The 23,148-nt window shown below is 54.1% G+C and carries 19 protein-coding genes; 13 read left to right on the forward strand and 6 right to left on the reverse strand.

All coding sequences use genetic code 11. From position 1 onward, the window contains the following. Position 1: 1 nt before the first annotated feature. The gene (locus KUO20_RS08425; RefSeq protein ID WP_235039444.1) at positions 2–1,417 is read right to left on the reverse strand and encodes a cytochrome ubiquinol oxidase subunit I; all 1,416 of its coding nucleotides are present in this window, start codon (positions 1,415–1,417) and stop codon (positions 2–4) included. A gap of 237 nt (positions 1,418–1,654) precedes the next feature. Further along, positions 1,655–2,632, reverse strand: a complete 978-nt coding sequence (locus KUO20_RS08430; RefSeq protein WP_235039445.1) for a calcium/sodium antiporter — start codon at positions 2,630–2,632, stop codon at positions 1,655–1,657. 491 nt (positions 2,633–3,123) lie between these two features. On the opposite strand from KUO20_RS08430, the gene KUO20_RS08435 reads away from it, so the two are divergent. The 8 genes from KUO20_RS08435 to KUO20_RS08470 all read left to right on the forward strand — a co-directional run bounded on the left by KUO20_RS08435 (position 3,124) and on the right by KUO20_RS08470 (position 11,621). Further along, the gene (locus tag KUO20_RS08435; protein ID WP_235039446.1) at positions 3,124–4,479 is read left to right on the forward strand and encodes a paraquat-inducible protein A; all 1,356 of its coding nucleotides are present in this window, start codon (positions 3,124–3,126) and stop codon (positions 4,477–4,479) included. After that, complete coding sequence (pqiB, locus tag KUO20_RS08440) at positions 4,472–6,169, forward strand: intermembrane transport protein PqiB (RefSeq protein ID WP_235039447.1); 1,698 nt, start codon at positions 4,472–4,474, stop codon at positions 6,167–6,169. The genes KUO20_RS08435 and pqiB overlap by 8 nt, the downstream gene beginning before the upstream one ends. Before the next feature lie 118 nt (positions 6,170–6,287). Next, on the forward strand, positions 6,288–6,785 hold the full coding sequence (locus KUO20_RS08445) for a PqiC family protein (protein WP_235039448.1): 498 nt from the start codon (positions 6,288–6,290) through the stop codon (positions 6,783–6,785). A gap of 319 nt (positions 6,786–7,104) precedes the next feature. Then, positions 7,105–8,364: a DEAD/DEAH box helicase gene (locus tag KUO20_RS08450; RefSeq protein ID WP_235039449.1), complete on the forward strand. Its 1,260-nt coding sequence runs from the start codon at positions 7,105–7,107 to the stop codon at positions 8,362–8,364. A gap of 105 nt (positions 8,365–8,469) precedes the next feature. Then, entirely contained in the window at positions 8,470–8,973 is a 504-nt protein-coding gene (locus tag KUO20_RS08455) for a hypothetical protein (RefSeq protein ID WP_235039450.1), read from the forward strand. Positions 8,974–8,980: 7 nt separating this feature from the next. Next, positions 8,981–10,192: an MFS transporter gene (locus KUO20_RS08460; RefSeq protein ID WP_235039451.1), complete on the forward strand. Its 1,212-nt coding sequence runs from the start codon at positions 8,981–8,983 to the stop codon at positions 10,190–10,192. Positions 10,193–10,226: 34 nt separating this feature from the next. Further along, complete coding sequence (locus tag KUO20_RS08465; RefSeq protein WP_235039452.1) at positions 10,227–11,297, forward strand: asparaginase; 1,071 nt, start codon at positions 10,227–10,229, stop codon at positions 11,295–11,297. Positions 11,298–11,381: 84 nt separating this feature from the next. Continuing rightward, positions 11,382–11,621 carry a DUF2789 domain-containing protein gene (locus KUO20_RS08470; protein ID WP_235039453.1) on the forward strand — a complete coding sequence of 80 codons (240 nt, stop codon included), beginning with the start codon at positions 11,382–11,384 and terminating at the stop codon, positions 11,619–11,621. A 14-nt stretch (positions 11,622–11,635) separates the two neighbouring features. On the opposite strand, the gene KUO20_RS08475 is transcribed toward KUO20_RS08470, so the two are convergent. Next, the gene (locus tag KUO20_RS08475; RefSeq protein WP_235039454.1) at positions 11,636–12,295 is read right to left on the reverse strand and encodes a TVP38/TMEM64 family protein; all 660 of its coding nucleotides are present in this window, start codon (positions 12,293–12,295) and stop codon (positions 11,636–11,638) included. Beyond that, the gene (locus tag KUO20_RS08480; RefSeq protein ID WP_235039455.1) at positions 12,288–12,704 is read right to left on the reverse strand and encodes an SRPBCC family protein; all 417 of its coding nucleotides are present in this window, start codon (positions 12,702–12,704) and stop codon (positions 12,288–12,290) included. The genes KUO20_RS08475 and KUO20_RS08480 overlap by 8 nt, the downstream gene beginning before the upstream one ends. 208 nt (positions 12,705–12,912) lie before the next feature. Here KUO20_RS08480 and queC point away from each other — a divergent pair, with 208 nt between their 5' ends. Genes queC through KUO20_RS08500 form a run of 4 tightly spaced genes read left to right on the forward strand, consistent with a single transcriptional unit; the run spans position 12,913 to position 15,366 of the window. Next, the gene (queC, locus tag KUO20_RS08485) at positions 12,913–13,623 is read left to right on the forward strand and encodes a 7-cyano-7-deazaguanine synthase QueC (protein WP_235039456.1); all 711 of its coding nucleotides are present in this window, start codon (positions 12,913–12,915) and stop codon (positions 13,621–13,623) included. Continuing rightward, on the forward strand, positions 13,623–14,267 hold the full coding sequence (gene queE, locus KUO20_RS08490) for a 7-carboxy-7-deazaguanine synthase (protein WP_235039457.1): 645 nt from the start codon (positions 13,623–13,625) through the stop codon (positions 14,265–14,267). Before queC ends, queE begins: the two co-directional genes overlap by 1 nt. Then, positions 14,267–15,112, forward strand: coding sequence for a 6-pyruvoyl trahydropterin synthase family protein (locus KUO20_RS08495; protein ID WP_235039458.1), 846 nt, complete (start codon positions 14,267–14,269; stop codon positions 15,110–15,112). The genes queE and KUO20_RS08495 overlap by 1 nt, the downstream gene beginning before the upstream one ends. Further along, positions 15,109–15,366 (forward strand): YkgJ family cysteine cluster protein, encoded by a 258-nt coding sequence (locus tag KUO20_RS08500; protein ID WP_235039459.1) that lies wholly within the window; start codon positions 15,109–15,111, stop codon positions 15,364–15,366. The genes KUO20_RS08495 and KUO20_RS08500 overlap by 4 nt, the downstream gene beginning before the upstream one ends. 17 nt (positions 15,367–15,383) lie before the next feature. Here KUO20_RS08500 and KUO20_RS08505 read toward each other — a convergent pair whose 3' ends face one another. Together KUO20_RS08505 and KUO20_RS08510 are read right to left on the reverse strand one after the other, a co-directional pair. After that, positions 15,384–19,283 (reverse strand): ATP-binding protein, encoded by a 3,900-nt coding sequence (locus tag KUO20_RS08505; RefSeq protein WP_235039460.1) that lies wholly within the window; start codon positions 19,281–19,283, stop codon positions 15,384–15,386. A gap of 30 nt (positions 19,284–19,313) precedes the next feature. Then, positions 19,314–19,970, reverse strand: a complete 657-nt coding sequence (locus KUO20_RS08510; RefSeq protein ID WP_235039461.1) for a MiaE family protein — start codon at positions 19,968–19,970, stop codon at positions 19,314–19,316. A gap of 510 nt (positions 19,971–20,480) precedes the next feature. Between KUO20_RS08510 and acnB the strand changes: the two genes are divergently transcribed. After that, positions 20,481–23,084, forward strand: a complete 2,604-nt coding sequence (gene acnB / locus KUO20_RS08515) for a bifunctional aconitate hydratase 2/2-methylisocitrate dehydratase (protein WP_235039462.1) — start codon at positions 20,481–20,483, stop codon at positions 23,082–23,084. Positions 23,085–23,148 lie beyond the last annotated feature (64 nt).

The following is a 23,148-nucleotide window of genomic DNA, read 5'->3' on the forward strand; positions in this document are numbered from 1 at the left end:
CTCAGCTCCTCACCGGGTCAACGTCATCATCAAAAGAGGTATGCGCAGCAGATAGCGGCCGCATAGGACGATGGACATTGTGATCAGTCGTTTCACGCTCGTCTTCCGGCAACATACCGTTACGCACGACTCGTGTTAGATAATAAATGCCTGCGTAGAACACCACGGCGTAAACCAGGATATAGCCAATCAGTGAAAACAATGCCATGGGGCCGGTGAGTGACGGCGTTAAGCCCTCAGCATGCGTCATTATGCCGTAAACCAACCAGGGCGCGCGCCCAGACTCCGTCACGATCCAACCTGCCAACACCGCGATAAAAGGCAGTGCGATCATGCCGGTTAAGGCCCTCAAAAATAATCGCTGACTATAAATACGCCCGTTGCGACGCAAAATCAGCCCCATCAGCGACACACCAATCATTAATAGCCCAATGCCGACCATGACTCGGAAAGCCCAAAATACAATAATCACTGGCGGCTGTTCATCAACAGCTACTTCATTAAGGCCAGGTATTTCACCATCAGGCGAGTGCGTCAGAATAATGCTGGCCAGGCTAGGAATACCGAGTTCAAATTTATTGGCTTGCGCCTCTTGGTCTGGAATAGCGAACAGCAGCAGCGGTACGTTAGTAGAAGTCTCCCAGTGCCCTTCCATAGCGGCGACTTTAGCCGGCTGGTGCTCTAACGTGTTTAAACCGTGGAAATCACCCACCACTGCCTGCGCTGGGGTTAAAAACAGCAGCAGCCAGAGACACATAGATAGCGCACGACGATTGGCCTCTGGGTCGCGACCTTGCACCAAAAACCAAGCGCTCACGCCTGCCACCACAAAGCCACCGGTGATAAACGACGCCAGGGCCATATGGGCAAAGCGGTAAGGAAAAGAGGGATTAAAAATTGCCTCAGACCAGGAAGTAACGTGGAATCGATTGTCAATTAGCTCGACGCCAGCCGGCGTATGCATCCAGCTGTTGGCTGACAATATCCAGAAAGCGGATATAAAAGTCCCTACCGCGACAGTAATGGCCGCAAACAGGTGAACGCCTTGGGGAACTTTGCCGCGTCCAAAAAGCAATATCCCTAGGAAGGCAGCTTCTAGGAAAAAGGCTGTCACAACTTCATAGCTAAGCATGGGGCCTAAAAAGTTGGAGGCCGCCATCGAGTAATTACTCCAGTTCGTACCGAACTGAAACGACATTACGATGCCAGACACTACGCCCATGCCGAAAACCACAGCAAAGACTTTCGTCCAGAATAGCGCCAAACGATCCCAGGCAGGATTATGAGTTTTAAAAAACAGCCCCTGAAGCAACGCAATGTAGGAAGCGAGGCCGATGGTAAACACCGGGAAAATAGTGTGGAAACAGATCACAAATGCAAACTGCAATCGTGATAACAACAGTGGATCAAGTTCCATATCACTCTCCCAAAACCTGAATCGGCATCCCGTTAATGGGCTAACACAAGCCTAGCTAAAGCTTAGCCGACAAAAAACTTCTAGCTAAACTCGCTAAGCTTATTTGGCCACTAAAATGGCCCTTCTAAAGCACCCTCTTAGGCAAACATCATATAACAAGTGCTACGCAGCAAAGATGAGTCGCATTGACGCACCGCGCTGCATAGCTGCTCTTTTCTCGGTTTTATCCATGCAACTTTACTGAGACATCACAACGATACTCACCATATACCCGGTGTAAGCAACAAATAGCGCTAGTAAGATACCGCCTTCTAAACGATTAATTCGACGCGGACGCCCACGCCAAGAAAATGCAAATAGGATCATAAGCAGCGTCATACACGTCATAACGCTCCAATCGCGCACCAACACTTCACGCCCTGTTTCAATCGGCGCGATCAGTCCAGCAATCCCCACGACGGCCAGGCTATTAAACAGGTTAGAGCCTACGACGTTACCCAGCACCATATCGTGCTCTTTACGGCGCAAGGCACTGATAGAGGATGCAAGCTCTGGCAAAGACGTGCCGACGGCAACAACGGTCAACCCGATGATCAAGTCGCTGACGCCAAAACGCACGGCGATTTCAACCGCCCCCCACACCAGTAACCGCGAGCTTGCCACCAATAAAACCAACCCTACCAGCGTCCACATGATGGACTTACCGCGGGACATTGGCTTACTTTCAAGGGTTTCTGCGACCTCGGCGACTAGCGCATCGTCGGACTGCTTACGCGAAAGGATGATGCTGACCACAATGAACACAACAAGCGCTAACAGCAGGCATAGCGCCTCCCAGCGCTCCACCATGCCATCTAGCAGCATCAACCCTGTGACTAGCGTGAATAGCATCAGCAGCGGCATTTCTTTGCGAATAACGCTAGAGTGCACGGCCAGCGGCGCAATAAGCGCCACAGACCCCAGCACTAGACCAATGTTGGCAATATTTGAGCCGTAGGCATTGCCCACCGCCAAGCCCGGATTACCCTGCGTCGCGGCCAGCACCGACACCATCATTTCAGGTGCGGAGGTGCCAAAGCCTATGACCAGCATCCCTATCAGCAAAGGCGAAAGCCCTAGCCAGCGCGACGTTGCCGCAGCCCCTTCAACAAATTTCTCGGCACTCCAAACCAGCAACGCCAATCCGAACGCAACCGCTAATACTGGTAGCAACATTTCATTTCCTTATGGGCATAATGACAGGCACCATTTTCAGGTGCTGTTTTCAAGTTCAGTTTCAGGCGCTATCTTCAGGCAATATGACTAAGTTTTCTATCAAAGCATCGTTCTGTAGAAGCATCGTTCTATAAAAGCACTACTATAAAGTGCTATGACAAAGTGCTATTTCCTAGCATCATGTTCAAATGCTATTTCATGAGCTTTACGCTTAGATACGAAGACCTAGACAGACATTGTATAAAACTGGAATGCATACTGGAATGCATTAGGCAGTGCGCATCCACTGTTTACGGCGCCAATGACCCATCGAGAAGCGATCGACACCCTCGCCGACGCTCTGGCCAAAGGCTTTTCTTTGCGCTTTTTAGACGATATTTTAGCCCCGCGACATTGCTAAAATATGTGTTTGACAGCTTAATGCGCCACATCCTAGTAGCTTTGCTACAAATACGCACTGAGAGTTTTGGCTTTTGCCCTCACAACGTTTCATGAAACGCCCCTCGTTACCGGTTAACACTCCTCTTGTTGACCTTTCGCCGCCTGAGATTAGAACTCAGCGCCGGCGCCTGCGCGCCTGCCATGAGTGCGATTGGGTATCGGCGCTGCCGCCGCTAAGTTCAGGTGAAAAAGCCACCTGCCCACGCTGTTCACACGTGCTTGTCAAACGCCATCGCTACCCAGCGCAGCGTAGTATGGCCCTAGCCGTAGCAGCACTCACCGCTCTGATCCTGGCGGTGTCATTCCCCTTTATTAGTTTTAGCGTAAGTGGCGTTAGCAACCGCATTGAGCTATCGCAAACTGCCACTACGCTTATTAGCTTTCATCAACCCGTGGTCGCTATTGCCGTCATCATGACCATTGTCGTGCTGCCTGCCGTTTATCTACTGGGGGTGCTGTGGCTTCAGTTTGGTCTATTGCGTGATCAGCCCTTGCCCTTTAGCCGTGACATTGCACGCTCGCTATCGCATTTAACGCCCTGGATGATGGCCGATGTATTTATTATTGGCGCCCTGGTAAGCCTGATAAAAATAGCCGGCTTAGCCGATGTTTCTCTGGGCATTTCGTTTTGGGCATTTTGCGCATTTGCACTGCTGTTACTGATGACCACGCAATCCATTGATGCCGACTGGATGTGGTTTTCTCTAGAGGGCGAGCCTCTCTCTCCAGAAGGTACGCAAACAGGCATACCGGCCGCTGGCCAAGGATTAACCGGCTGCCCAACGTGTGGGCTTATCAACAGACTTTCTGGGCGTGGCCGAGGGCACTGTGCTCGTTGCCATGAAAAGCTGCACCAGCGCCTGCCGAATAGCTTGCAGCGCACATGGGCTCTGCTTGGCGCCTCAGCCATTATGTATATTCCCGCCAATATCTATCCCATAATGACGACCACGAGCATAGGCAACTCAACGCCTTCGACTATTATTGGCGGGGTCGTCCAGCTTATTCAAATGGGCTCATGGCCTATCGCTATGGTGATCTTCATTGCCAGCGTGATCGTTCCCCTAGGCAAGCTGGGCGCGTTAACGTGGCTTTGTCTCGTCGTTAGACGCAGCAGTGCGCTGAATGCCCAAAGCCGTACTCGGCTTTATCGGTTAACAGAATTTATTGGCCGATGGTCGATGGTCGACGTTTTTGTTGTGGCTATTTTAGTTGCTTTAATCCGCGCAGGATCTTTAATGTCGATTGCACCGGGCCCCGCGTCACTGGCTTTTGGCTCGGTAGTCGTACTAACCATGTTGGCCGCCATGACATTTGATCCTCGCTTAATTTGGGATACACCTCTCCCAGCTCGCCGCTCTCTTTTACGCCGTAAAACGGCCACCAAGGAACCTGTTGATGGCTAATGAAACACCGACAAATACCGATCAAAAAAGCACCGATCCAAGCGACGGCACGGATTTAAACAAGGCGAAGACATCGCGACAAACGCGCCTGTCACCCATTTGGGTGGTGCCCATTGTCGCTATCGCTATTGGCCTGTGGCTGGTTTACGACAACTATTCCAGCCGTGGCACCCTGGTAACGCTGACCATGAACAGCGCCGAGGGCATTGAAGCAGGCAATACACTGATTCGCAGCCGCAATGTTGAAATTGGGCGCGTGCAGAGCGTGAGGCTATCCGACGACCTTTCTCATGCGGTGATGACGGCACGCATTCAGCCTGAAGTTGAGGAAATGCTACGCCAAGATAGCCGCTTCTGGGTGGTCAAGCCGCGTATTGGCCGTGAAGGCATCAGCGGCCTAGGCACCGTACTGTCAGGCGCCTACATTCAGCTTGAGCCCGGCACCGATGAAGCGCCGCGCCGCGAATTTCCGGTGAGTGAGACTCCTCCCGTAGCACCTGCCGGTCAAGCGGGGCTGCGCCTTAGCCTCAGTAGCCAACTAGGCAATTCGCTGAGAGTAGGCGACCCTGTTTCTTATCAGGGCTATACCGTCGGCCGTATTGAGGAAAATAGTTTTGAACCCGAATCACGCACGATGCAGCACAAGGTGTTCATCGAGGAGCCCTATACGCAGCTAGTCACTGACAGCACGCGCTTTTGGAAGACAAGCGGCGTGGATTTTCGCTTAGGCTCCGATGGCGTGCGCATTAACGTTGAGTCAATTGAAGCGCTACTTGGCGGGGGCGTGACCTTTGGCGTCCCCGAAGACCTTCCTATGGGGCAGCCGGTTGAAGCCGATGCACACTTCATTTTGTATGCCGACGAAGACACCGCACGAGAAGGCACGTTTAATCGCTACCTAGAGTATGTGCTGCTGGCAGACGAAACCGTGCGCGGCCTTTCAAAGGGAGCGCCGGTAGAGTTTCGCGGTGTCCGCATGGGTACCGTCGCAGCCGTACCTTGGAACTTTACAGCCTCTCAGCCAGATTCGCGGGCCCGCTTCGCGATTCCCGTGCTGATAAGAATTGAGCCTCAGCGTCTGGGCATTGAGAATAACGATATTGATTTGGAAGAATGGGCAGGACGCTTTGATCGCATGTTTGCGCTCGGCCTGCGCGCATCGCTAAAAAGCGGCAGCCTCCTGACTGGCGCGCTTTTTGTCGACTTAAACTTTCAGCGCGATCTTAACGAAAGCTATGTGAGCGAAGAATTTTCTGGCCGAAAAGTATTCCCAACGGTGGCTGGCGGCTTTGCACAAATACAGGCGCAGGTGACCGATTTACTCGATAAGCTAAACGCGCTGGAAGTAGAACCGCTGCTGACCGGCTTGGAGCGTAATCTGCAGGCTTCTGAAAGCGTTCTCAACGAAGTTCGTGAGACTAGCGCTTCTATTAATCAGCTGCTTAACGACCCTGAAACGCAAGCCGTAGGTGGCAACCTTAACGCCACTCTTGAAGAGCTTCGCAGCACGCTGCAAGGGCTATCCCCTTCTTCACCCGCTTATCAAGACCTTACCACAGCCATTGAGCGACTAGACCGCTTGATGCGCGACTTACAGCCGTTGGCACGCACGCTGAGCGATAACCCAAGGGCGCTTCTGTTTGATAATTTAGATACCCAAGACCCCATTCCACGCGCACCACGCGACTAAGGAGCCAAATATGTTGATAGGGACAAGTAGGTTGACGTGGCTGAGGTGTCTGCCAGCACTGCTGATTTGCCTTTTGGTGTCAGCGTGCGCCAGTAGCGTTCCGCCACCGGCCCGCTATATGCTGCCGAGCGATCAAGCGGTTATTGCATCAGGCCAGCCCAGCAATACACTGCGGCTGAGCGCTCCACGACTCGCCCACTACCTAGATGTCGACGGCATCGTCATGCAGCTGGACGATATTACGCTGAACGCCGCGCGTGAGCATCAGTGGGCTGAGGGCCTGGGTAGGCAACTTGAGCGCGGGCTACGCGCTCGCTTAACGCAAGCACTGCCGACGGTCAGGGTCGTCCGTGCAGAAGGCTCACAGTCAGACGCCCTCACGCTACGCCTAGATATTGAACAGTTCCAAGGCCGCTTCGATGGTTTTGCCGTGACGAGTGGCCAGTGGCAGCTGCTTAATAGCCAGGGCGAGCTGCTGGTAATGGAAAACTTCTATGCACAAACAAAGCTTGAGGAAGACGGCTACCCTGCACTGGTCCGCGCCCTCGGCAATAGCTGGGATCAAGCCGCTGAGCTTATCGCCCAAGAGATACGCCAGGGCGGTTACGTCGACTGAGCTGTGACATTAGGTCCTCGCTGATACTAGGCAGCTAAACAAGCTGCCTAGTTATAACCGTGTTACACTGCCCGGCTTATTACCGACACGTAAGTTTTCTGATGTGTCCGTGCACATCAATCCGCAGCGCTTCTCAGCGTTGTCGCTTTCATGTCACCTGTCACGGTCACACACGGCTAACCAACGACCATCGCTGCCCAGTGAATTATCTGACACACTTTGCTGCCGCGCTGGTGAATCAACCTCGCTTTTTGAACATTACATCTAGTGGCACACACTACTTACCAGTACTGACTCACTAGGTGGCTGCGGAGAACGCATGAGCTTTTCTGATCTTGGCCTGCACGCCGATTTATTACGCGCTGTCACAGCGCAAGGTTACACCGAACCTACTCCGATTCAACGACAGGCTATCCCTGTCGTACTAGAAGGTCGTGATATGTTAGCCAGCGCCCAAACGGGCACTGGTAAAACAGCTGGTTTTACACTCCCCATGCTGCAACGTCTTAACGGCGGCAAACGTCCGGCAAAACGTCAGGTGCGTGCGCTAGTGCTGACGCCGACACGCGAGCTTGCCGCTCAGGTTGGTGAAAGTGTTTCCACCTATGGTCAGCATCTCGCGCTGCGCTCGCACATCATTTTTGGTGGCGTTGGCCAACAGCCTCAAATCGACGCGCTTAAAGCCGGTTTGGATGTGCTCGTTGCAACGCCTGGCCGCTTGCTCGACTTACACCAGCAGGGGCACGTTGACCTGTCCGCGGTTGAAATTTTAGTGCTTGATGAAGCCGACCGCATGCTTGACATGGGCTTTATTCACGACATTAAGCGCCTGCTACGCCTAGTGCCTAAAAAGCGTCAAAATTTACTCTTCTCGGCGACATTCTCTAACGAGATCCAAACCCTTGCTCAGCAGCTTCTGGATAACCCTGCGCTGATTGAAGTGGCGCCCCGCAATACGACTGCCGAAAAAATTGAGCAAGCTATCTATCGCGTCGATCGTGAGAAAAAACGCGAGCTGCTAGCCCACTTAATTCAGCAGAATGGCTGGTTTCAAGTGCTCGTTTTCACACGTACCAAGCATGGCGCTAACCGCCTAGCCGAGCAGCTCTCTAAACAAGATATTCCCGCTATGGCTATCCATGGCAATAAAAGCCAAGGCGCTCGTACTCGCGCATTAACGGCATTTAAGAGCGGCGATCTGCAGGTATTGGTAGCAACCGATATCGCTGCGCGCGGCCTGGATATTAACGAACTGCCTCACGTGGTCAATTTTGACCTACCCAACGTTGCCGAAGATTACGTCCATCGCATTGGCCGTACGGGTCGCGCTGGCAGCAATGGCGAAGCCGTTTCGCTGGTGTGTGTTGATGAAGACGCGCTACTGGGCAGTATCGAGCGTCTGATCAAACAGACGTTGCCAAAGCACATTGAACCGGGGTTTGAGCCTGACCCTAGCATCAAGGCCGAGCCGATCGAAAACGGCCGCCGTAATCAGCGCCAGCCGCGAGCTAAACGTAAACCCGAGGGCCAAAGTGCCAATGCCGGTGGTGGTGAACGCAAACGGCGCGCTCGGCGTTAATTGATACTGTCGGAATATGCAGAGGATAACCCTTTGCATATTCCAAACTGCTGTTTTAGCATCTATTTCCAGCCTTTTGGCGTGAACAATTTTCATGGAGTGATTATGGCGTCATCCCACCTTATGGCCGACTACCGCCAATGGCTGACGTTTCAACGTCAAGAACAGCTCAGCCGCGAACATCAAGGCATTGTGCAACGTCTCGAAGACGCACGAGCCTCAGCTAAACAAGTGATGCAGGCCTATCGCAGCATGGCTGAAAAGGCCTCCGTTGAAGGTGCCTGCTACCGCACGCTGTTTTTACGCCAGCGTGACGATAATCATGCCCTGCCTTGCGAGGGCTGGCTGTTTGTGCGGCGTGTACTAAGCGAAGGCAACAGCACTCGCGTTCGGGTCACCCTACTGGAAACCTTCACCCTTGAAGATGGCATTATGGCGCCCGGTGATAAGCCCGCACGCAAGCTGACCTTAGAAATATTTGATCAGCTGCACATTGATAAAGGCATGAGTACTAGCGTTAGAGTGGACAGCCTGGACACCACACAGGACTACCACTTTATTACGCTACTTGATGCGGTTCGCGGAGACCTGCGTCCCCACCTTAAGTAGCAGGGCCATGGCTAATCGTCGTTCGATTACGTTTATTTTACTGATGGTTGCGGTGGGGCTGAATTTACGCCCCGCCATGTCTTCGGTGGCGCCTCTATTAACCCGCCTGCAAGAAAGCACAGGGCTTTCCGCCACAGCCGCAGGATTGCTGACAACCCTGCCAGTGCTCTGCCTGGGCCTTTCCGCCCCGCTTGCTCCGCTGCTAGCTAAACGCATTGGCAGCGAGCGGACGCTCAGTGCCGCTCTGCTATTACTCGCTGCAGGGCTTATTCTGCGTGGCTTGCCTATCCCCGGTGTGCTTTTTATCGGCTCGGCAATGGCTGGCAGCGCAATCGGCATTGGCGGCACGCTTCTTCCAGCGTTAGTTAAGCGAGAACTTCCTGATAGTGCGGACCTGCTCACCGGCTTGTATACCATGGCGCTATGCCTAGGGGGAGCCTTAGGGGCCGGGCTTAGCGTACCGCTAACAAATATGCTGGGGAGTTGGCAGGCAAGCTTAATGAGTTGGTCGCTACTAGCATTTTTTGCGCTGGCGCTGTGGCATTTCCAAATGCCTAACTCTGCGCTTGCAAGCACTCAAGCTCGATCAAAAAGTGGCACGTTACGCCTGCTTAAACAGCCACTGACATGGCACGTTATGCTGTTTATGGGCTTGCAGTCCTCCATGGCCTACATTGTCTTTGGCTGGCTGCCGACGCTGCTAGTCGATCGCGGCTATAACGAGGCCGATGCGGGCTGGACAATGGCCGTTTCCATTATGTGTCAGCTTGCCTCTGCGTTGGGCGCGCCGTGGATTGCACGAATGGGCCGAGACCAGCGTCCTGCGCTGCTGCTAGTCCTGCTGTGTACCGGAATCGGCCTATGGATGCTGCTGGTTGCACCGCTGATGTGGAAATGGCCAGGCGCGGCAATATTAGGCATTGGGCAAGGCGGCAGCTTTAGCCTTGCCCTTAGCTTATTAGTGTTAAGAACCGCCAACTCGCGTCTAGCCGGGCAGCTTTCGGGCCTCGTTCAAGGCGGCGGCTACACTTTGGCGGCCTTAGGCCCTTTCGGCGTCGGAGTATTGCTGCAAGCCGGTGCCAGCACATCGACCATCGCTTGGCTGTTGATGGGACTCATCGGCGTTTGTTGCGGCTTTGCCCTGCTGGCCGGTCGCAATCAGCGTTTAGATGATCAAAGCGGCGAACTGCTCATCCAGGGCGTTGGTCGCACCGGCTGATCGCCGACTTCGTACACAGCCTCAGGAGATGACGATGGCTACCTACTCCCGCCTTGCAGACAGCGTTCCGAGTCAAGAACGCATCTTAGTCATCTACACCGGCGGCACCATCGGCATGCGCCAAGAGTCGCATGGGCTTGCGCCAGGTGGCGATTTCGCTGCCCGCATGGAATCAGCGCTGGGCCGGTTATCGCTAGCACAGCGACAGGCTCTACCTGCTTATGAGATTATCAGCTACGCCACTCTGATTGACTCAAGCGCGGCAACGCCGCTTACCTGGCAGCAGATAGCCCGCGATATCAATGACCGGCTGATGAGCTACTCGGGTTTTGTGATTATTCACGGCACTGACACGCTGAGCTGGACCGCTGCGAGCCTTGCTTATCAGCTCCTAGGCGTGGATCGACCCGTGGTTCTCACGGGTTCAATGCTGCCGCTAGAAGCACACGGCAGTGATGCTCTGGATAACTTACACGGCGCGCTGCAGTTCGCCGCCACGCCCGCGTTACAAGAAGTCGCCATTTACTTTGCGGGACAGCTGCTGCGCGGCGCCCGCGCTATCAAACACCACAGCCAAGCACTCAATGCGTTTGTGAGCCCCAATTATCCAGTGCTCGGTGAGCGTGTCGGCGACGATTTTGTTTATTACCCTAGCCGCGGGCTTGGCCTTCAGCAGCGCGGCGCGCCTCGGTTTGAATTACCCGACTACCGCTTAGTCGACCGCGGAGAAATCCTGCGCATTGCGCTTTGGCCAGGCATTTCAGCCTGGCAACTGGACGCATGGCTGGGTGATTCGCGGGTTAAAGGCGCGCTACTGCAACTATGGGGCGCTGGCAATCTGCCTGACGACCCTAGCTTGCTAAATGTGCTTGCTAAAGCCAGTGGCGAAGGCAAGCTATTAGCCGCGATTAGCCAGTGCCCGCAAGGCAGTATCCAACTAGGTGCTTACGCGGCCGGGCATGGGCTTAGCGATGCCGGCATCCTTTCAGGCGATGACATGACGCCCGAAGCGGCGTTCACTAAGCTTGCGCACCTGCTAGCCCAGCCACTATCTCTAAACGATCAGCGTCAGCGCTTTTTGACGCCACTCGTCGGTGAACGCTAGCGCATTGGCCGTTTTGCACACTGGCTTAAGATCAGATTCACGCTATGGTGTAGAGTAACTAACCATTTGCAGGAGCAATCGATCATGGAAAAGCCGGTACACTATTTCAGCGAGCTCTTCGAGCAGCTAGGTCTTGCGTCTGATGCTGATTCCATCGAACGCTTTATTCAGCGCAATGCGCCGCTGCCCGACACAATGCCCCTTGCCAACGCGCCCTGCTGGAATGAAGGGCAGGCAGACTTTCTACAAGAAGCGGTCGCTGAGGATGCCGACTGGGCCGAGGTCGTTGACCACTTGGACGCTTCTATGCATAAACCCCATTGATCATTCTCTAACGATCATCTTGCCCTTTCGATTCGACGTCTGAACCACGCACCTATTAACAGTAGCAATGCTAATGCGATCAGCGGTAGTACGACGTCGAACTGCAGCGCATTTTCTTCTTCAATAGCCTCTAACGCACCGTAAATGGCGCTACTGTAAACGCCCCACTTCACGGACAAGCCTAGCGCCGCAGCTAACAGAAACGTTTTTAGCGATATGCCGCGCAACCCTGCTGCAAAATTAATCACCGAGTGTGGGAAGCCCGGCAATATTCTCAGCGCCGACTGGGTCATTAAATCGCTACGCCGCTCTAACGTCTGCATGACTTTTAACGTCAGCCCGCCGGGGTTCCAGCGTTTGCCTGCCCGCGCCGCTATTTTATAAGCGCCCAATGCACCGGCAACGCTACTGAGCGTGAGCATCATGGTTGCCATTAACGGTGGATAAAAAGGCGCAATCAACCATAGACCGATACTTCCGGGCAGCCCTATCGCTAGGGTCACTGCCATAATCAGCATTACTGAAACGATCACCGCAGGATGATGCGATGCTTGCGATGCCCACTGTTTAATCGCCATCAGATCAGGTGAACACCATAGCCACACATAAGCCAGCATGGCACAGCATGCAAAGCCAAGCGCCCAGCGCCACGCATGTCGCGGCGCTTTATTCATTGAGCCTTGCCTCTACACGCTCCAGAATCTGTCGGCTTATTTTTCCGACCAGCGGTTTAGCGGCTTTATTAACGGCTTTTTCCATTAGCCGATTGCGAATTTCATAGCTCAGCGTTAGCGCCACTTCAGTACCTTCGGGAACGCCTCTCAGCTGATAGCGACCCTGATTCTTAACGCCGTCTAACGACTCCCAAGCGAGAACATTTGGGGGCTGAATATCAGTGACCTGCACGTCAAATGCCCAGTCCATGCCCACGGCGCGCACGTGCCACCGATAGCGATTCTCACCTAGAGAATCTATAGAGCGAATTAAATCTGAATAGTCAGCAAAGTCTTCTACACGGCGCAGCAGCTCAAACACCCGCTCAGGTGATGCATTAACGATTTCACTGTGTTCAATGGTAGCCATTGGTTGCCCTCTAACAGTGTGGACGATTAGCGTAGCATGTTGATATTAATGCTGCCCGCCAACCCTGCATTTCGCTTAATTGTGCGCTAAAACTGGTCAGTTTAGCGGCGATTGCGTAAACTGCCGCCCTTCCGGACCGGACCCCGGAACGCCGCAGCCGCTAATCACGGCCCGCGATCAATAAATTCTCCGACAAAGAGTATTTCTTATGTCATCAACATCCTCACTGGCTGCTGACAGCGCCACGACCGTTGTTATCTATTCCGGCGGAATGGATTCTTACACCGTGCTTCACCGCGCGCTGCGTGAAGGGCTCAACGTCCATGCGCTGTCTTTCGACTACGGTCAGCGCCATGCACGCGAGCTCGATACGGCCCGACAAGTGTGTAACACGCTTGGGCTGCCTCATCAGGTTGTCGATATACGCGCCATCCATGGTTTAATCGATAACTCAGCCCTCACTAATCCAAACCAAGCCATGCCCCAGGGCGATTACGCCGAGAACAATCTTCGCTCAACCGTCGTGCCCAACCGTAATATGATTTTGATCTCGTTGGCGATTGCCAAGGCGTTGAATATTGGCGCTGAGCGAGTCGACTATGGTGCCCATGGTGGCGACCACATTCTTTACCCCGACTGCCGCCCTGAATTTGTTGACGCTATGAACCACGTAGCGGGCATTGCCAATTTTGAACCTGTACAGCTGCACGCCCCTTATCTTTCTTCCAGCAAGGCAGATATTCTGCGCGACGGCCTGGCCATGGGCTTAGATTATCGCCACACCTGGACGTGCTATGAAGGTAAAGAACTAGCCTGTGGCGTGTGTGGCAGCTGCACTGAACGACTCGCGGCCTTTGCCGCTAATGACGTGACGGACCCCCTCATCTACAGCGCAGATGCCGCAGCAGGTCAGCGCTGATGTATCACGTTAAAGAAGCCTTTTACACTCTTCAGGGCGAAGGCGCGCAAGCGGGCAGAGCTAGCGTATTTTGTCGCTTTAGCGGATGCAATCTTTGGTCAGGCCGGGAAGACGATCGCGCAACGGCAAAATGCACGTTCTGCGATACCGATTTTATCGGTACTAACGGCATTAATGGCGGAAAATTCGCGGACGCCAACGCCCTCGCTGAACACATTGTATCGCTGTGGCCCGATCTACAGGACAAGGCGACGCCCTACGTGGTATTTACCGGAGGCGAGCCGTTATTACAGCTTGATGAGGCGCTCATAGAGGCGCTACATAGCCATCGCTTTGAAGTGGCGGTAGAAACCAACGGCACCCTTGCACCGCCCGCTGGCATCGACTGGCTATGCGTGAGCCCAAAAGGCAACAATCCGCTGGCCGTTACGCAAGGAGACGAGTTAAAGCTGGTTTTCCCTCAAACTGATGCGCCTCCAGAGCAGTTTAGCGGCTTTAGATTCACTCACTTTTACCTACAGCCCATGGACCTTGCGCCGCTGAATCAAACCGCGTCTACCGTTGCCCAAGCAACCGCCTATTGCATGGCCAACCCTCAGTGGCGCCTATCGCTGCAAATACACAAATTAGCAGGTTTTGACTAATGTCCTTATTCGTTCAACAACTGACGCATATCGACGTCTCTCTTTGGTGCCCCACGCAGGGATTGGTGGGCTGCAGCTGGCAAGTAGACGCCATACTCGATGGCGAGCTCGGCGAAGACGGCATGCTGTTTGATTTTGGTGAAGTAAAACCGTGGATTAAACGCACGCTGGACAGCGGGTTAGACCACACTCTGCTAGTGCCGACGCAGGCATCCGGCGTAAGCGTTACGGAATGCGCTGAAGGCATCTGCGTTAATACCACCACGCCTTACTCTATGGAGGTGCGCGGCCCTAAGGAAGCCTTTACTCTGCTGCCCTGGCCTGATATCACCGTGCCTCGCATAGCCGAGCACTTAAGCCAGATACTGACCGAACGGCGGCCTCACAATGTCCATAGCGTTACGCTGACGCTCAGCGAAGAGGCCAATGAGGGCGCCTCGTATGGCTACAGCCACGGCCTCAAGCGCCATGCCGGCAACTGTCAGCGCATTGCTCACGGGCATTGTTCACGGCTGTATATTTGGCAGCAAAATGAACGCCAGCCGCAGCTTGAACAGCAATGGTCGGATTGGCTAAATAACCGTTATTTACTCGAACAGGCTGATATCGCCGCTCAGGATAGCGAGCGCCTTACCTGCCGCTATCAGTCCGCTCAAGGTGATTTTTCCATTACGCTGCCTCAGCAGCAGTGCGTAATATTGCCTGGCCCCACGACGGTGGAAAATATAGCGGCTTGGCTAGCGAAAAAAATTGCGACGCAAAGCGGGCAAGCAACGCGAGTCCAAGCATTTGAAGGTATTAACAAAGGCGCAATTGCTATGTCTACGCCCAGCGTTACGGCATGAGTGAGGGCTGTCGTGCGGGGTGCGGCGCCTGCTGCATCGCGCCTTCCATCAGCTCTTATATTCCCGGCATGCCGTCAGGCAAACCGGCGGGCGTGAGGTGCGTACAGTTGGATGAGCATAACCTCTGTCGTCTATTTGGCGATCCTAGCCGACCCAGCGTTTGCGCACGCTTTAACTTTGATCTCAGCGTCTGTGGCGAGCACCGCGATGAGGCACTCGCCACACTGATTTGGTTAGAACAAAGCACCAGTTAACGCGGCGAGGCTCGCCGCTAACTTTCCGCATCCACCAGAATAGGCGCGCGGCGGTCTAGTAAGCTGACCCAGCGCGTCAGCACTGGCGCATCGCTATGGCTGACCTCGCTCAATAAGCGTCTAAAGCTGTCTTTAACCTGCTGATCATTAGGCTCAATGTGCGTCAGCCATAGCTCTAAGGCCGCCAGCTCCTGGTGACGATTACCATGCTCTCTAGACTGGCTAATAGCCATTTCTGCAAGTGCTTTCACCTCATGAGCCGGATACTCAAGCAAGCTACGCACTTTCGCCAGCTGGGTGGCAAGCTCAGGTAAAAAGAGCGTTGTGCGCTCACGGGCAATCACCAGGCACTGCTCAAGATAATCTTCAGCAGCGCTTAATTCACCCAGTTCAATACAAGCGTCGGAATACCAGAATGACGGCCGCTGATAGCGGTCGCGTCCATTGAGCTCGGCCATTTGATCCAAACTGTCGCGAATATGCGCTAACCCTGCAGTGTCTCCCACCAGCGCTCGCTGCCAGCCAAGCACGCTCTGTGCAGAAATCTGCCACAGCTGCAGGTCTGGTGTAGCGGTCATGGCCGCTGCCCGCTCGGCGTGACGTGCGGCTAAATGTACGTGACCTATTTGGCGGTAAAGCGACGCGGCGAACAGCAGAGCCATCGCCAACGTCCCCGGATGAGCAATCTTTTCAGCCAAACGAATGGCGGCGGAAACTTGCCGCTCGGCGCGTTGATAATCGCCGCGCAGACACAGCGCCCAGCCTTGAAAACAGGCGGCTGAAACCTGCGGATGATCAGAGAAAGGCAGCCACTCAATCATCATCTGCGCATTGAGGGGATCAATCTCATCTAAATGATCGTGCGCCTGCTGAATACGCCCTGCCCAATACTCGCAATTGGCGCGTGCGTAATCCGCCAAACGGCGATAGCGTGGGTCTTCAAGGCGTGTGGCAATATCCGCAAGCGTTGAAGCCAATGCAAACGCGTCCGCATGGGCGTAGCGCTGGCTGCGCCCTACCCACAGCCCCCACTTAACTAAGAATATCTGCTCTAAATCTTCAGGATCTTCTAAGCTATCAATGCCTGATTCACGCAGCAGCTCACGGGCGCGCACAAAGCTCTCATGGGCGATCGGTGAACCGTGCCCCTCTAATGAGAACGCCGCTTGGCCACGCACGGTCAGCAGGCTCACCTCACGCTCAATTTCGTGCTCTACGTGACGTAAACTGGCTAGGCCAGCATCGGCCATACGCATCGCGGTACGATTAGCGCTCACTTTAAGCGCCTCCCGAGACGCCAATTCAAAATAGCGGGCGCCGCGAGCATAGTGGCCGCTACGACGCAGATGCGTTGCAAAATCGCCGGGATGGCGGCTAATCCACACCGGGAAGCGCTCCTCAATTAGGGTCACTACCTGCTGGTGTAGTTTGACACGCACATCCCGCGGACAAGAAAGATAGGCCGCCTCCTGAAGCAGCTGATGGCTAAACTGATACTCGTGCACACCGCCATCATTCTCAACCGGTTCGACAATTTCTAGCTGCCGCATATGTTCAAGTGCCTGGCTGAGGCGCGCTTTATCCCAACCGCTGCATTCAAGCAGGAAGTCCAGCCTGAAGCGCTTGCCAAGCACGGCAGAAACATGGGCAATCTCGCGATCACCTTCGAGCTGATCAATCCGACTGGCCAACAATCCCAACAACCCCTTGGGCAGCTCATCAAAATGAACGCTGCGCCCCTCTCGACGATCCATATCCAGGCGGCGGCAAATCTCCTGCATATAAAGCGGTACGCCATCGCAGCGCTCTATAATTTGATTACGCAGTCGCGGGCTTAGATGGATACGGTAGCGGCGGGAAAGCTGAGACAACAGCCGTGATGATTGCAGCGCATCAAGATTGCCCAGGCTAATTTTCTGATCCCAATGCAGCTTCACCGGTAGCGCATCACGCCCATGGTGGCTAGCCACCAGCATAAAGGCGGTATTAATCGGCAGGCGCGCCTGTAGGCCAGAGAGCACTTTAAAGGAAGGCTCGTCTAGCCACTGCAGATCGTCGATCATCAGCACCAGCGTGCGTGTTTCTGCCTGGTGCTCAATTAAACGGTGCAGCAGCATGACGACCAGCTCTACGGCTTCACCGCTTTGCGCCAGCTGAGTAATCTCTTGCACCTCATGCACGCCGAGCGCTTCTTCCAGCAGGTGCTGACGATCAGCCTCTAGAGGATCTAATGCTAGCGTTATTTGTAGCGCCTGAATGGTCTCTACCGTTAATGGCTGCTTCAGATACCAGCTGACCAGCGTACGGGCGACACCGTAGGCATCAAGTGCTGACATGCGCGTCGTGGGCTGCCAGCAGATAGCCGCATCGCGGCTAAGCTCCAGTTGGCGAAAGCCCACCATGAGCGCAGATTTACCCATGCCCGAGGGCCCGCGAACTAGTACGCTTTGACGCAAGCCAATACCGGCCCGGGCTAATGCATCGCGCAGCGTGCGCAGTGCGGTTTCGCGACCCACTAAACTGGGCGGCAGCGCATCGCGGCCACCTTCATTTTGCCCCAGCACCAGCGCGCGCAATCGGACACGGCCATCGCTGGCCATCAAACGAGACACTAACCGAGGCTGAAGATCGAGTGCCGGTGGCATGTGCTGGCTCGCCTCTTGGGAGATAACCAGCTCACTGCCTTCAGCCGCACTCATCAGCTCCAGCGACATTTGAGTGACTTGGCCCAGCGGGTCAGCTAATTGGCGCTCGGGCAAATAAATCACTCGCCCGCTGTTTAAACCAGCGGCCAGTTCAAATTGCGGTACGCTGCCCTCACCCGCCCAGTGACGAACGCTTTCTAACGGCAGCGCCTGACGGCAATGCTCATAAAGCGCGACTAATTCAGCCAGCTGGTGTGCTGGGCCATGGGTGCCAAAACAGGCTAAACCTAAACCACCGGTCGCGCCTGGCAGCCAGAAACCGCCTAAATGGCGACACTGCTGCTCTAGCCAGCGTAAAAGCTCTAGCTGTAGCGCAAGGCAGTTACGCATCGCCGCACGGTCCTGCCAATCCCCTTTTAAGCGCAGCCGAATAGCCATCACCGATAGCTGACGAAGCTCAATTTCATCTTCACGCAGTGGTTTGCTGTCAACTGCCAGCGCGCGCGAAAAAGCGCCCTGGGGACTCATCAAGCGCGCGTCGTGATGGCCGTCAGACCAAAAGCTTGCCAGCTGTACAAAGCTGGGTTCTGGCTGCTGCCCGGACAGCGCCAATAGCTGCAAATAGCTATTATAGTGCTCATGGGCAGCGGCCATTTTGTTCTGCTCAGCCAACTGGCGAACCAAGCGCTCGTGAAACGGACCATAGCCGGAAAAGCGGCTCACCAGTGCTTCTAATATAGCGCCTGGCAAGTCAGCGTGAGCCTCAAGTACCTGCTCGGCGAAACGAACCACGCGCTGACGCCATTCATTACGTACCTGCACTAGCCAGCGCTGAAACTCACTACAGCTCGACAGCTGCAGCTCTTCAATCAGATCGCCTTGATAGCAACCCATCAGTGCCTCAAGAGTCTCTAAATCTCGCGGACCCTCAAGCAGTTGCTGCAGGGTGTGCAAATCCACCTGCCAGTTTGCCGGCAGTTGAAAGGCAATCGCTTGACGAGACACGCTTAACACCTGATCAGCGCTCTCACCAAGCGACTGGCGTAAACAGTGCAGCGCATGACGCAAATTAGTTCTACCGGAAGAAAGTCCTTGGTCGGGCCAAAGAAGCTCTGCTAGCGCCGCCCGATTAACCGGCTGGCGATGCAGCAGCAGATAAACGAGCAGGGCTTTGACTTTGTCGTAGCTAAAATGGGTTAACGCATCCTCGCCTTGAGTGAGCGAAAAATGGCCGAAAAGAGTTAATTGATCAGTCTCACGAGCATCGCGCATGATAGACATCCTGCCTAGGCTAGTAGCGGCTTAAGCGGGCACACCGCTATGAAAACGAAAAGCCGTATCGGGCGAAGTAATCAGCTCCGCTTCACGCGCCACAAAAAATGCGATTCGATCATCGATTGAATTCGATGTTTGCTGTCGAGCCAGCATTAGATAATCTTCAAAATGACGACCTTCTGACTTCACCAGCGTGCGATAAAACTTGGCAAGCTCTTCATCTAAATAGGGAATTAAACAAGCAAAGCGCTCGCAGCTACGTGCTTCAATCAGTGCCCCGATAATGAGTACATCGATCAAACGCTCGGGGTCATTGCTGCGCAAATGCCGCCGAAGTCCCTCAGCGTAGCGGGAGGCCGTTAAATGCTGATAGGCCACTCCTCTCGATTCCATTAACGAAATCACTTGTTCAAAATGCAGCAGCTCTTCACGCGCCAGCTGCGACATTTTGCTAAGCAGCAGCGGCTGATCAACGTAGCGATATAGCAGGCTCATTGCCGTCGATGCGGCTTTTTTTTCACACTGCGCATGGTCAATCAAGAGCGTTTCAGGATGTTCGATCGCCCATTGTAGCCACGCGACAGGCGTGGCACAGGCTAGGAACTGATTGAGGCTTTCAGGCAGAAGATCATCGGCTCTAAGCCCATGAGGGGCGGCCTGCAAAGCACTTAACTGTATCGACATAACACAACCACCGACCCCACGTATCATTATGATGAAGCACATAAGCGCTTGGCGCTTAGTTCCCTGAGACTTACTTAGCACGCTTACTTGCATTGCTCCTGACTAATATAGTGAAGAGCTCAAAAATGCTCCACGTCTTTTATTAGCGCATCAATAGCCCGTAGCGGCTCAGCCCATGGTAACGCGCTGTAACAACAATCACACCCGCCAAGCGACTATGCTGTCGCCAAAAAATGCAAAAAAGCGCTTCTTTTAAGGCTTAGAAGGTTAATTAAACATGCTTTTGTTAGTTACCGTCGAAACATCAGGACAAAGTACAAGTGCCTGTTCTGCTTGCTAGCTTAACATTGTCGACAGTTTGTCGTAGAATCTCAGCCATCCAAGCAGACGCTGTTTGTCAAGCGTGCACCACATGCGATCGGCCACACTTTTTAACACCGTGCAGCTAACACCGTGCACCGTGCAGACCGTTACCATGAAAATGAAAAAAGCAAATGAGAGGGCCCCAACGTGATTGAAGCTTACCGCCAGCATGTCGAGGAACGTGCCGCTGAGGGCGTCCCGCCCAAGCCCCTAAACGCTGAACAAGTCGCTTCACTAGTTGAGCTACTAAAAACACCGCCGGCTGGTGAGGAGGAATTCATCCTCGAGCTGATCACCAACCGGATACCGCCAGGCGTTGATGAAGCCGCCTACGTCAAAGCAGGCTTTTTAACCGCTATCGCTAAAGGTGAAGCAACGTCTCCGCTGATCGATAAAGTGCATGCTGTCAAACTACTCGGCACCATGCAGGGCGGCTACAACATCGTTTCTCTGGTTGAGCTACTCGACAATGAAGAGCTAGCCCGTGAAGCGGGTGAGCAGCTTAAGCACACGCTGCTTATGTTCGACGCCTTTCACGATGTTGAAGCGCGGGCCAAGAACAGCAACAGTATCGCAAAAGACGTAATTCAATCCTGGGCAGAGGCTGAATGGTTCCTGTCTAAGCCTGCTCTGGCAGAGAAAATCACCCTTAGCGTGTTTAAAGTACCGGGTGAAACGAATACGGATGACCTGTCACCAGCCCCGGATGCCTGGTCACGCCCCGACATTCCGCTACACGCCAATGCGATGCTCAAAAACGAGCGTGATGGCATTGAGCCAGTCGTGCAAGGCACAACTGGCCCGCTGAAGCAGATTGAAGACGTTAAAGCGTTGGGCTTTCCTGTCGTGTACGTAGGCGACGTCGTAGGCACCGGTTCTTCACGTAAATCTGCGACCAACTCCGTTTTATGGTTCTTCGGCGACGATATTCCTTACGCACCGAACAAGCGCGCTGGCGGCTTCTGCTTTGGCAATAAAATAGCGCCCATCTTCTTCAATACGATGGAAGATTCCGGCGCCCTGCCGGTTGAGATGGACGTTGCCAACCTGCACATGAACGATGTTATTGACATCTATCCCTACCAGGGAAAAGTGTGCAAGCACGGTACCGACGACGTCATCACCACGTTTGAGCTTAAAACGCAGCTGATTCTTGACGAAGTACGCGCAGGCGGCCGTATTCCTCTGATCATCGGCCGTGGTTTGACGGGCAAAGCGCGTGAATCGCTGGGTCTGCCGGCGTCAGAGGTTTTCCGCCTCCCAGACCAGCCTAAAGATACTGGTAAAGGCTTTACCTTAGCGCAGAAAATGGTGGGTAAAGCGTGTGGGCTTGAAGGTGTTCGTCCAGGCATGTATTGCGAGCCGAAGATGACCACCGTTGGCTCACAGGATACGACTGGCCCGATGACCCGCGATGAGCTGAAAGACCTTGCTTGTCTTGGCTTCCAGGCTGATTTGGTCATGCAGTCCTTTTGTCATACCGCCGCCTATCCTAAGCCGGTCGATGTAGACACTCACCACACTCTGCCTGACTTCATTATGAACCGTGGCGGCGTATCGCTGCGTCCTGGCGATGGCATCATTCACAGCTGGCTGAACCGCATGCTGCTGCCTGACACGGTCGGCACCGGTGGCGATTCGCATACGCGCTTCCCGCTCGGCATTTCCTTCCCTGCAGGTTCAGGCTTGGTGGCCTTTGCCGCGGCGACGGGCGTTATGCCGCTGGATATGCCGGAATCGGTACTAGTGCGTTTTAAAGGCCAGCGCCAGCCAGGCGTTACGCTGCGCGACTTGGTTCACGCCATTCCGCTTTATGCTATTAAGCAAGGCTTGTTGACCGTTGATAAGTCTAACAAGATCAACGCTTTCTCTGGCCGCGTGTTAGAAATAGAAGGTCTTGAAGACTTAACCGTTGAGCAAGCATTTGAGCTTTCCGATGCCTCTGCCGAGCGTTCAGCCGCGGGCTGCTCGATCACGCTTTCCGATGAGAGCGTCACACAATATCTGAAGTCCAACATTACACTGCTGAAGTGGATGATGGGCAACGGCTATGGCGATGAGCGCACGATTAGTCGCCGTATTGAAGGTATGGAAGCATGGCTTGCTGACCCAAGCCTGATGCGTGCTGACAAAGACGCTGAGTACGCTGAAATTATTGAAATTGATTTGGCTGAAATTAAAGAGCCGGTTCTATGTGCGCCGAATGATCCAGACGATGCGCGCCTGCTATCTGAGGTCGCGGGCCAGAAAATCGATGAGGTCTTTATCGGCTCATGCATGACCAACATCGGCCACTTTCGTGCGGCCGGCAAATTGCTTGAAAAGCAGCCTGCAGGTAGTTTAAAAACTCGCCTATGGCTGGCACCACCGACTAAAATGGATCAGCATCAGCTGACCGAAGAAGGCTACTACGGTATCTACGGCCGCGCCGGTGCGCGGATGGAAATGCCGGGCTGTTCACTGTGTATGGGTAACCAGGCCCGCGTTGCTGCCAAGAGCACCGTGGTGTCCACGTCTACACGTAACTTCCCGAACCGCCTTGGCGATGGTGCTAACGTGTACCTCGCCTCTGCGGAGCTGGCTGCCGTTGCCGCAGTAGAAGGACGCCTACCCAGCGTTGAAGAGTACCAACGTTATATGGGTGAATTTGACGCTATGGCGGGCGAGATTTATCGTTACATGAACTTTCACGAAATTGAGGAGTATCAGAAGATCGCCTCAAACGTGATTCCGGTCGCGCAAGAAGCATGACCGCCCCATCGCCGATGCTCGCACCATCACAGTCAGCGTGACTTCTCACACTGACTGAGTCGAT

Source organism: Vreelandella profundi (assembly GCF_019722725.1).
GTDB lineage: Bacteria > Pseudomonadota > Gammaproteobacteria > Pseudomonadales > Halomonadaceae > Vreelandella > Vreelandella profundi.

What these genes read in the sequence shown, in the direction of transcription:
- KUO20_RS08500 (WP_235039459.1), top strand. Translation starts at nt 15,109, where the DNA reads ATGAGTGAGGGCTGTCGTGCGGGGTGCGGCGCCTGCTGCATCGCGCCT.
- KUO20_RS08470 (WP_235039453.1), top strand. Translation starts at nt 11,382, where the DNA reads ATGGAAAAGCCGGTACACTATTTCAGCGAGCTCTTCGAGCAGCTAGGT.
- KUO20_RS08495 (WP_235039458.1), top strand. Translation starts at nt 14,267, where the DNA reads ATGTCCTTATTCGTTCAACAACTGACGCATATCGACGTCTCTCTTTGG.
- KUO20_RS08455 (WP_235039450.1), top strand. Translation starts at nt 8,470, where the DNA reads ATGGCGTCATCCCACCTTATGGCCGACTACCGCCAATGGCTGACGTTT.
- KUO20_RS08445 (WP_235039448.1), top strand. Translation starts at nt 6,288, where the DNA reads ATGCTGCCGAGCGATCAAGCGGTTATTGCATCAGGCCAGCCCAGCAAT.
- pqiB (WP_235039447.1), top strand. Translation starts at nt 4,472, where the DNA reads ATGGCTAATGAAACACCGACAAATACCGATCAAAAAAGCACCGATCCA.
- KUO20_RS08510 (WP_235039461.1), bottom strand. Translation starts at nt 19,970, where the DNA reads ATGTCGATACAGTTAAGTGCTTTGCAGGCCGCCCCTCATGGGCTTAGA.
- KUO20_RS08460 (WP_235039451.1), top strand. Translation starts at nt 8,981, where the DNA reads ATGGCTAATCGTCGTTCGATTACGTTTATTTTACTGATGGTTGCGGTG.
- queC (WP_235039456.1), top strand. Translation starts at nt 12,913, where the DNA reads ATGTCATCAACATCCTCACTGGCTGCTGACAGCGCCACGACCGTTGTT.
- KUO20_RS08505 (WP_235039460.1), bottom strand. Translation starts at nt 19,283, where the DNA reads ATGCGCGATGCTCGTGAGACTGATCAATTAACTCTTTTCGGCCATTTT.
- KUO20_RS08465 (WP_235039452.1), top strand. Translation starts at nt 10,227, where the DNA reads ATGGCTACCTACTCCCGCCTTGCAGACAGCGTTCCGAGTCAAGAACGC.
- KUO20_RS08475 (WP_235039454.1), bottom strand. Translation starts at nt 12,295, where the DNA reads ATGAATAAAGCGCCGCGACATGCGTGGCGCTGGGCGCTTGGCTTTGCA.
- queE (WP_235039457.1), top strand. Translation starts at nt 13,623, where the DNA reads ATGTATCACGTTAAAGAAGCCTTTTACACTCTTCAGGGCGAAGGCGCG.
- KUO20_RS08425 (WP_235039444.1), bottom strand. Translation starts at nt 1,417, where the DNA reads ATGGAACTTGATCCACTGTTGTTATCACGATTGCAGTTTGCATTTGTG.
- KUO20_RS08480 (WP_235039455.1), bottom strand. Translation starts at nt 12,704, where the DNA reads ATGGCTACCATTGAACACAGTGAAATCGTTAATGCATCACCTGAGCGG.
- KUO20_RS08450 (WP_235039449.1), top strand. Translation starts at nt 7,105, where the DNA reads ATGAGCTTTTCTGATCTTGGCCTGCACGCCGATTTATTACGCGCTGTC.
- KUO20_RS08435 (WP_235039446.1), top strand. Translation starts at nt 3,124, where the DNA reads ATGAAACGCCCCTCGTTACCGGTTAACACTCCTCTTGTTGACCTTTCG.
- KUO20_RS08430 (WP_235039445.1), bottom strand. Translation starts at nt 2,632, where the DNA reads ATGTTGCTACCAGTATTAGCGGTTGCGTTCGGATTGGCGTTGCTGGTT.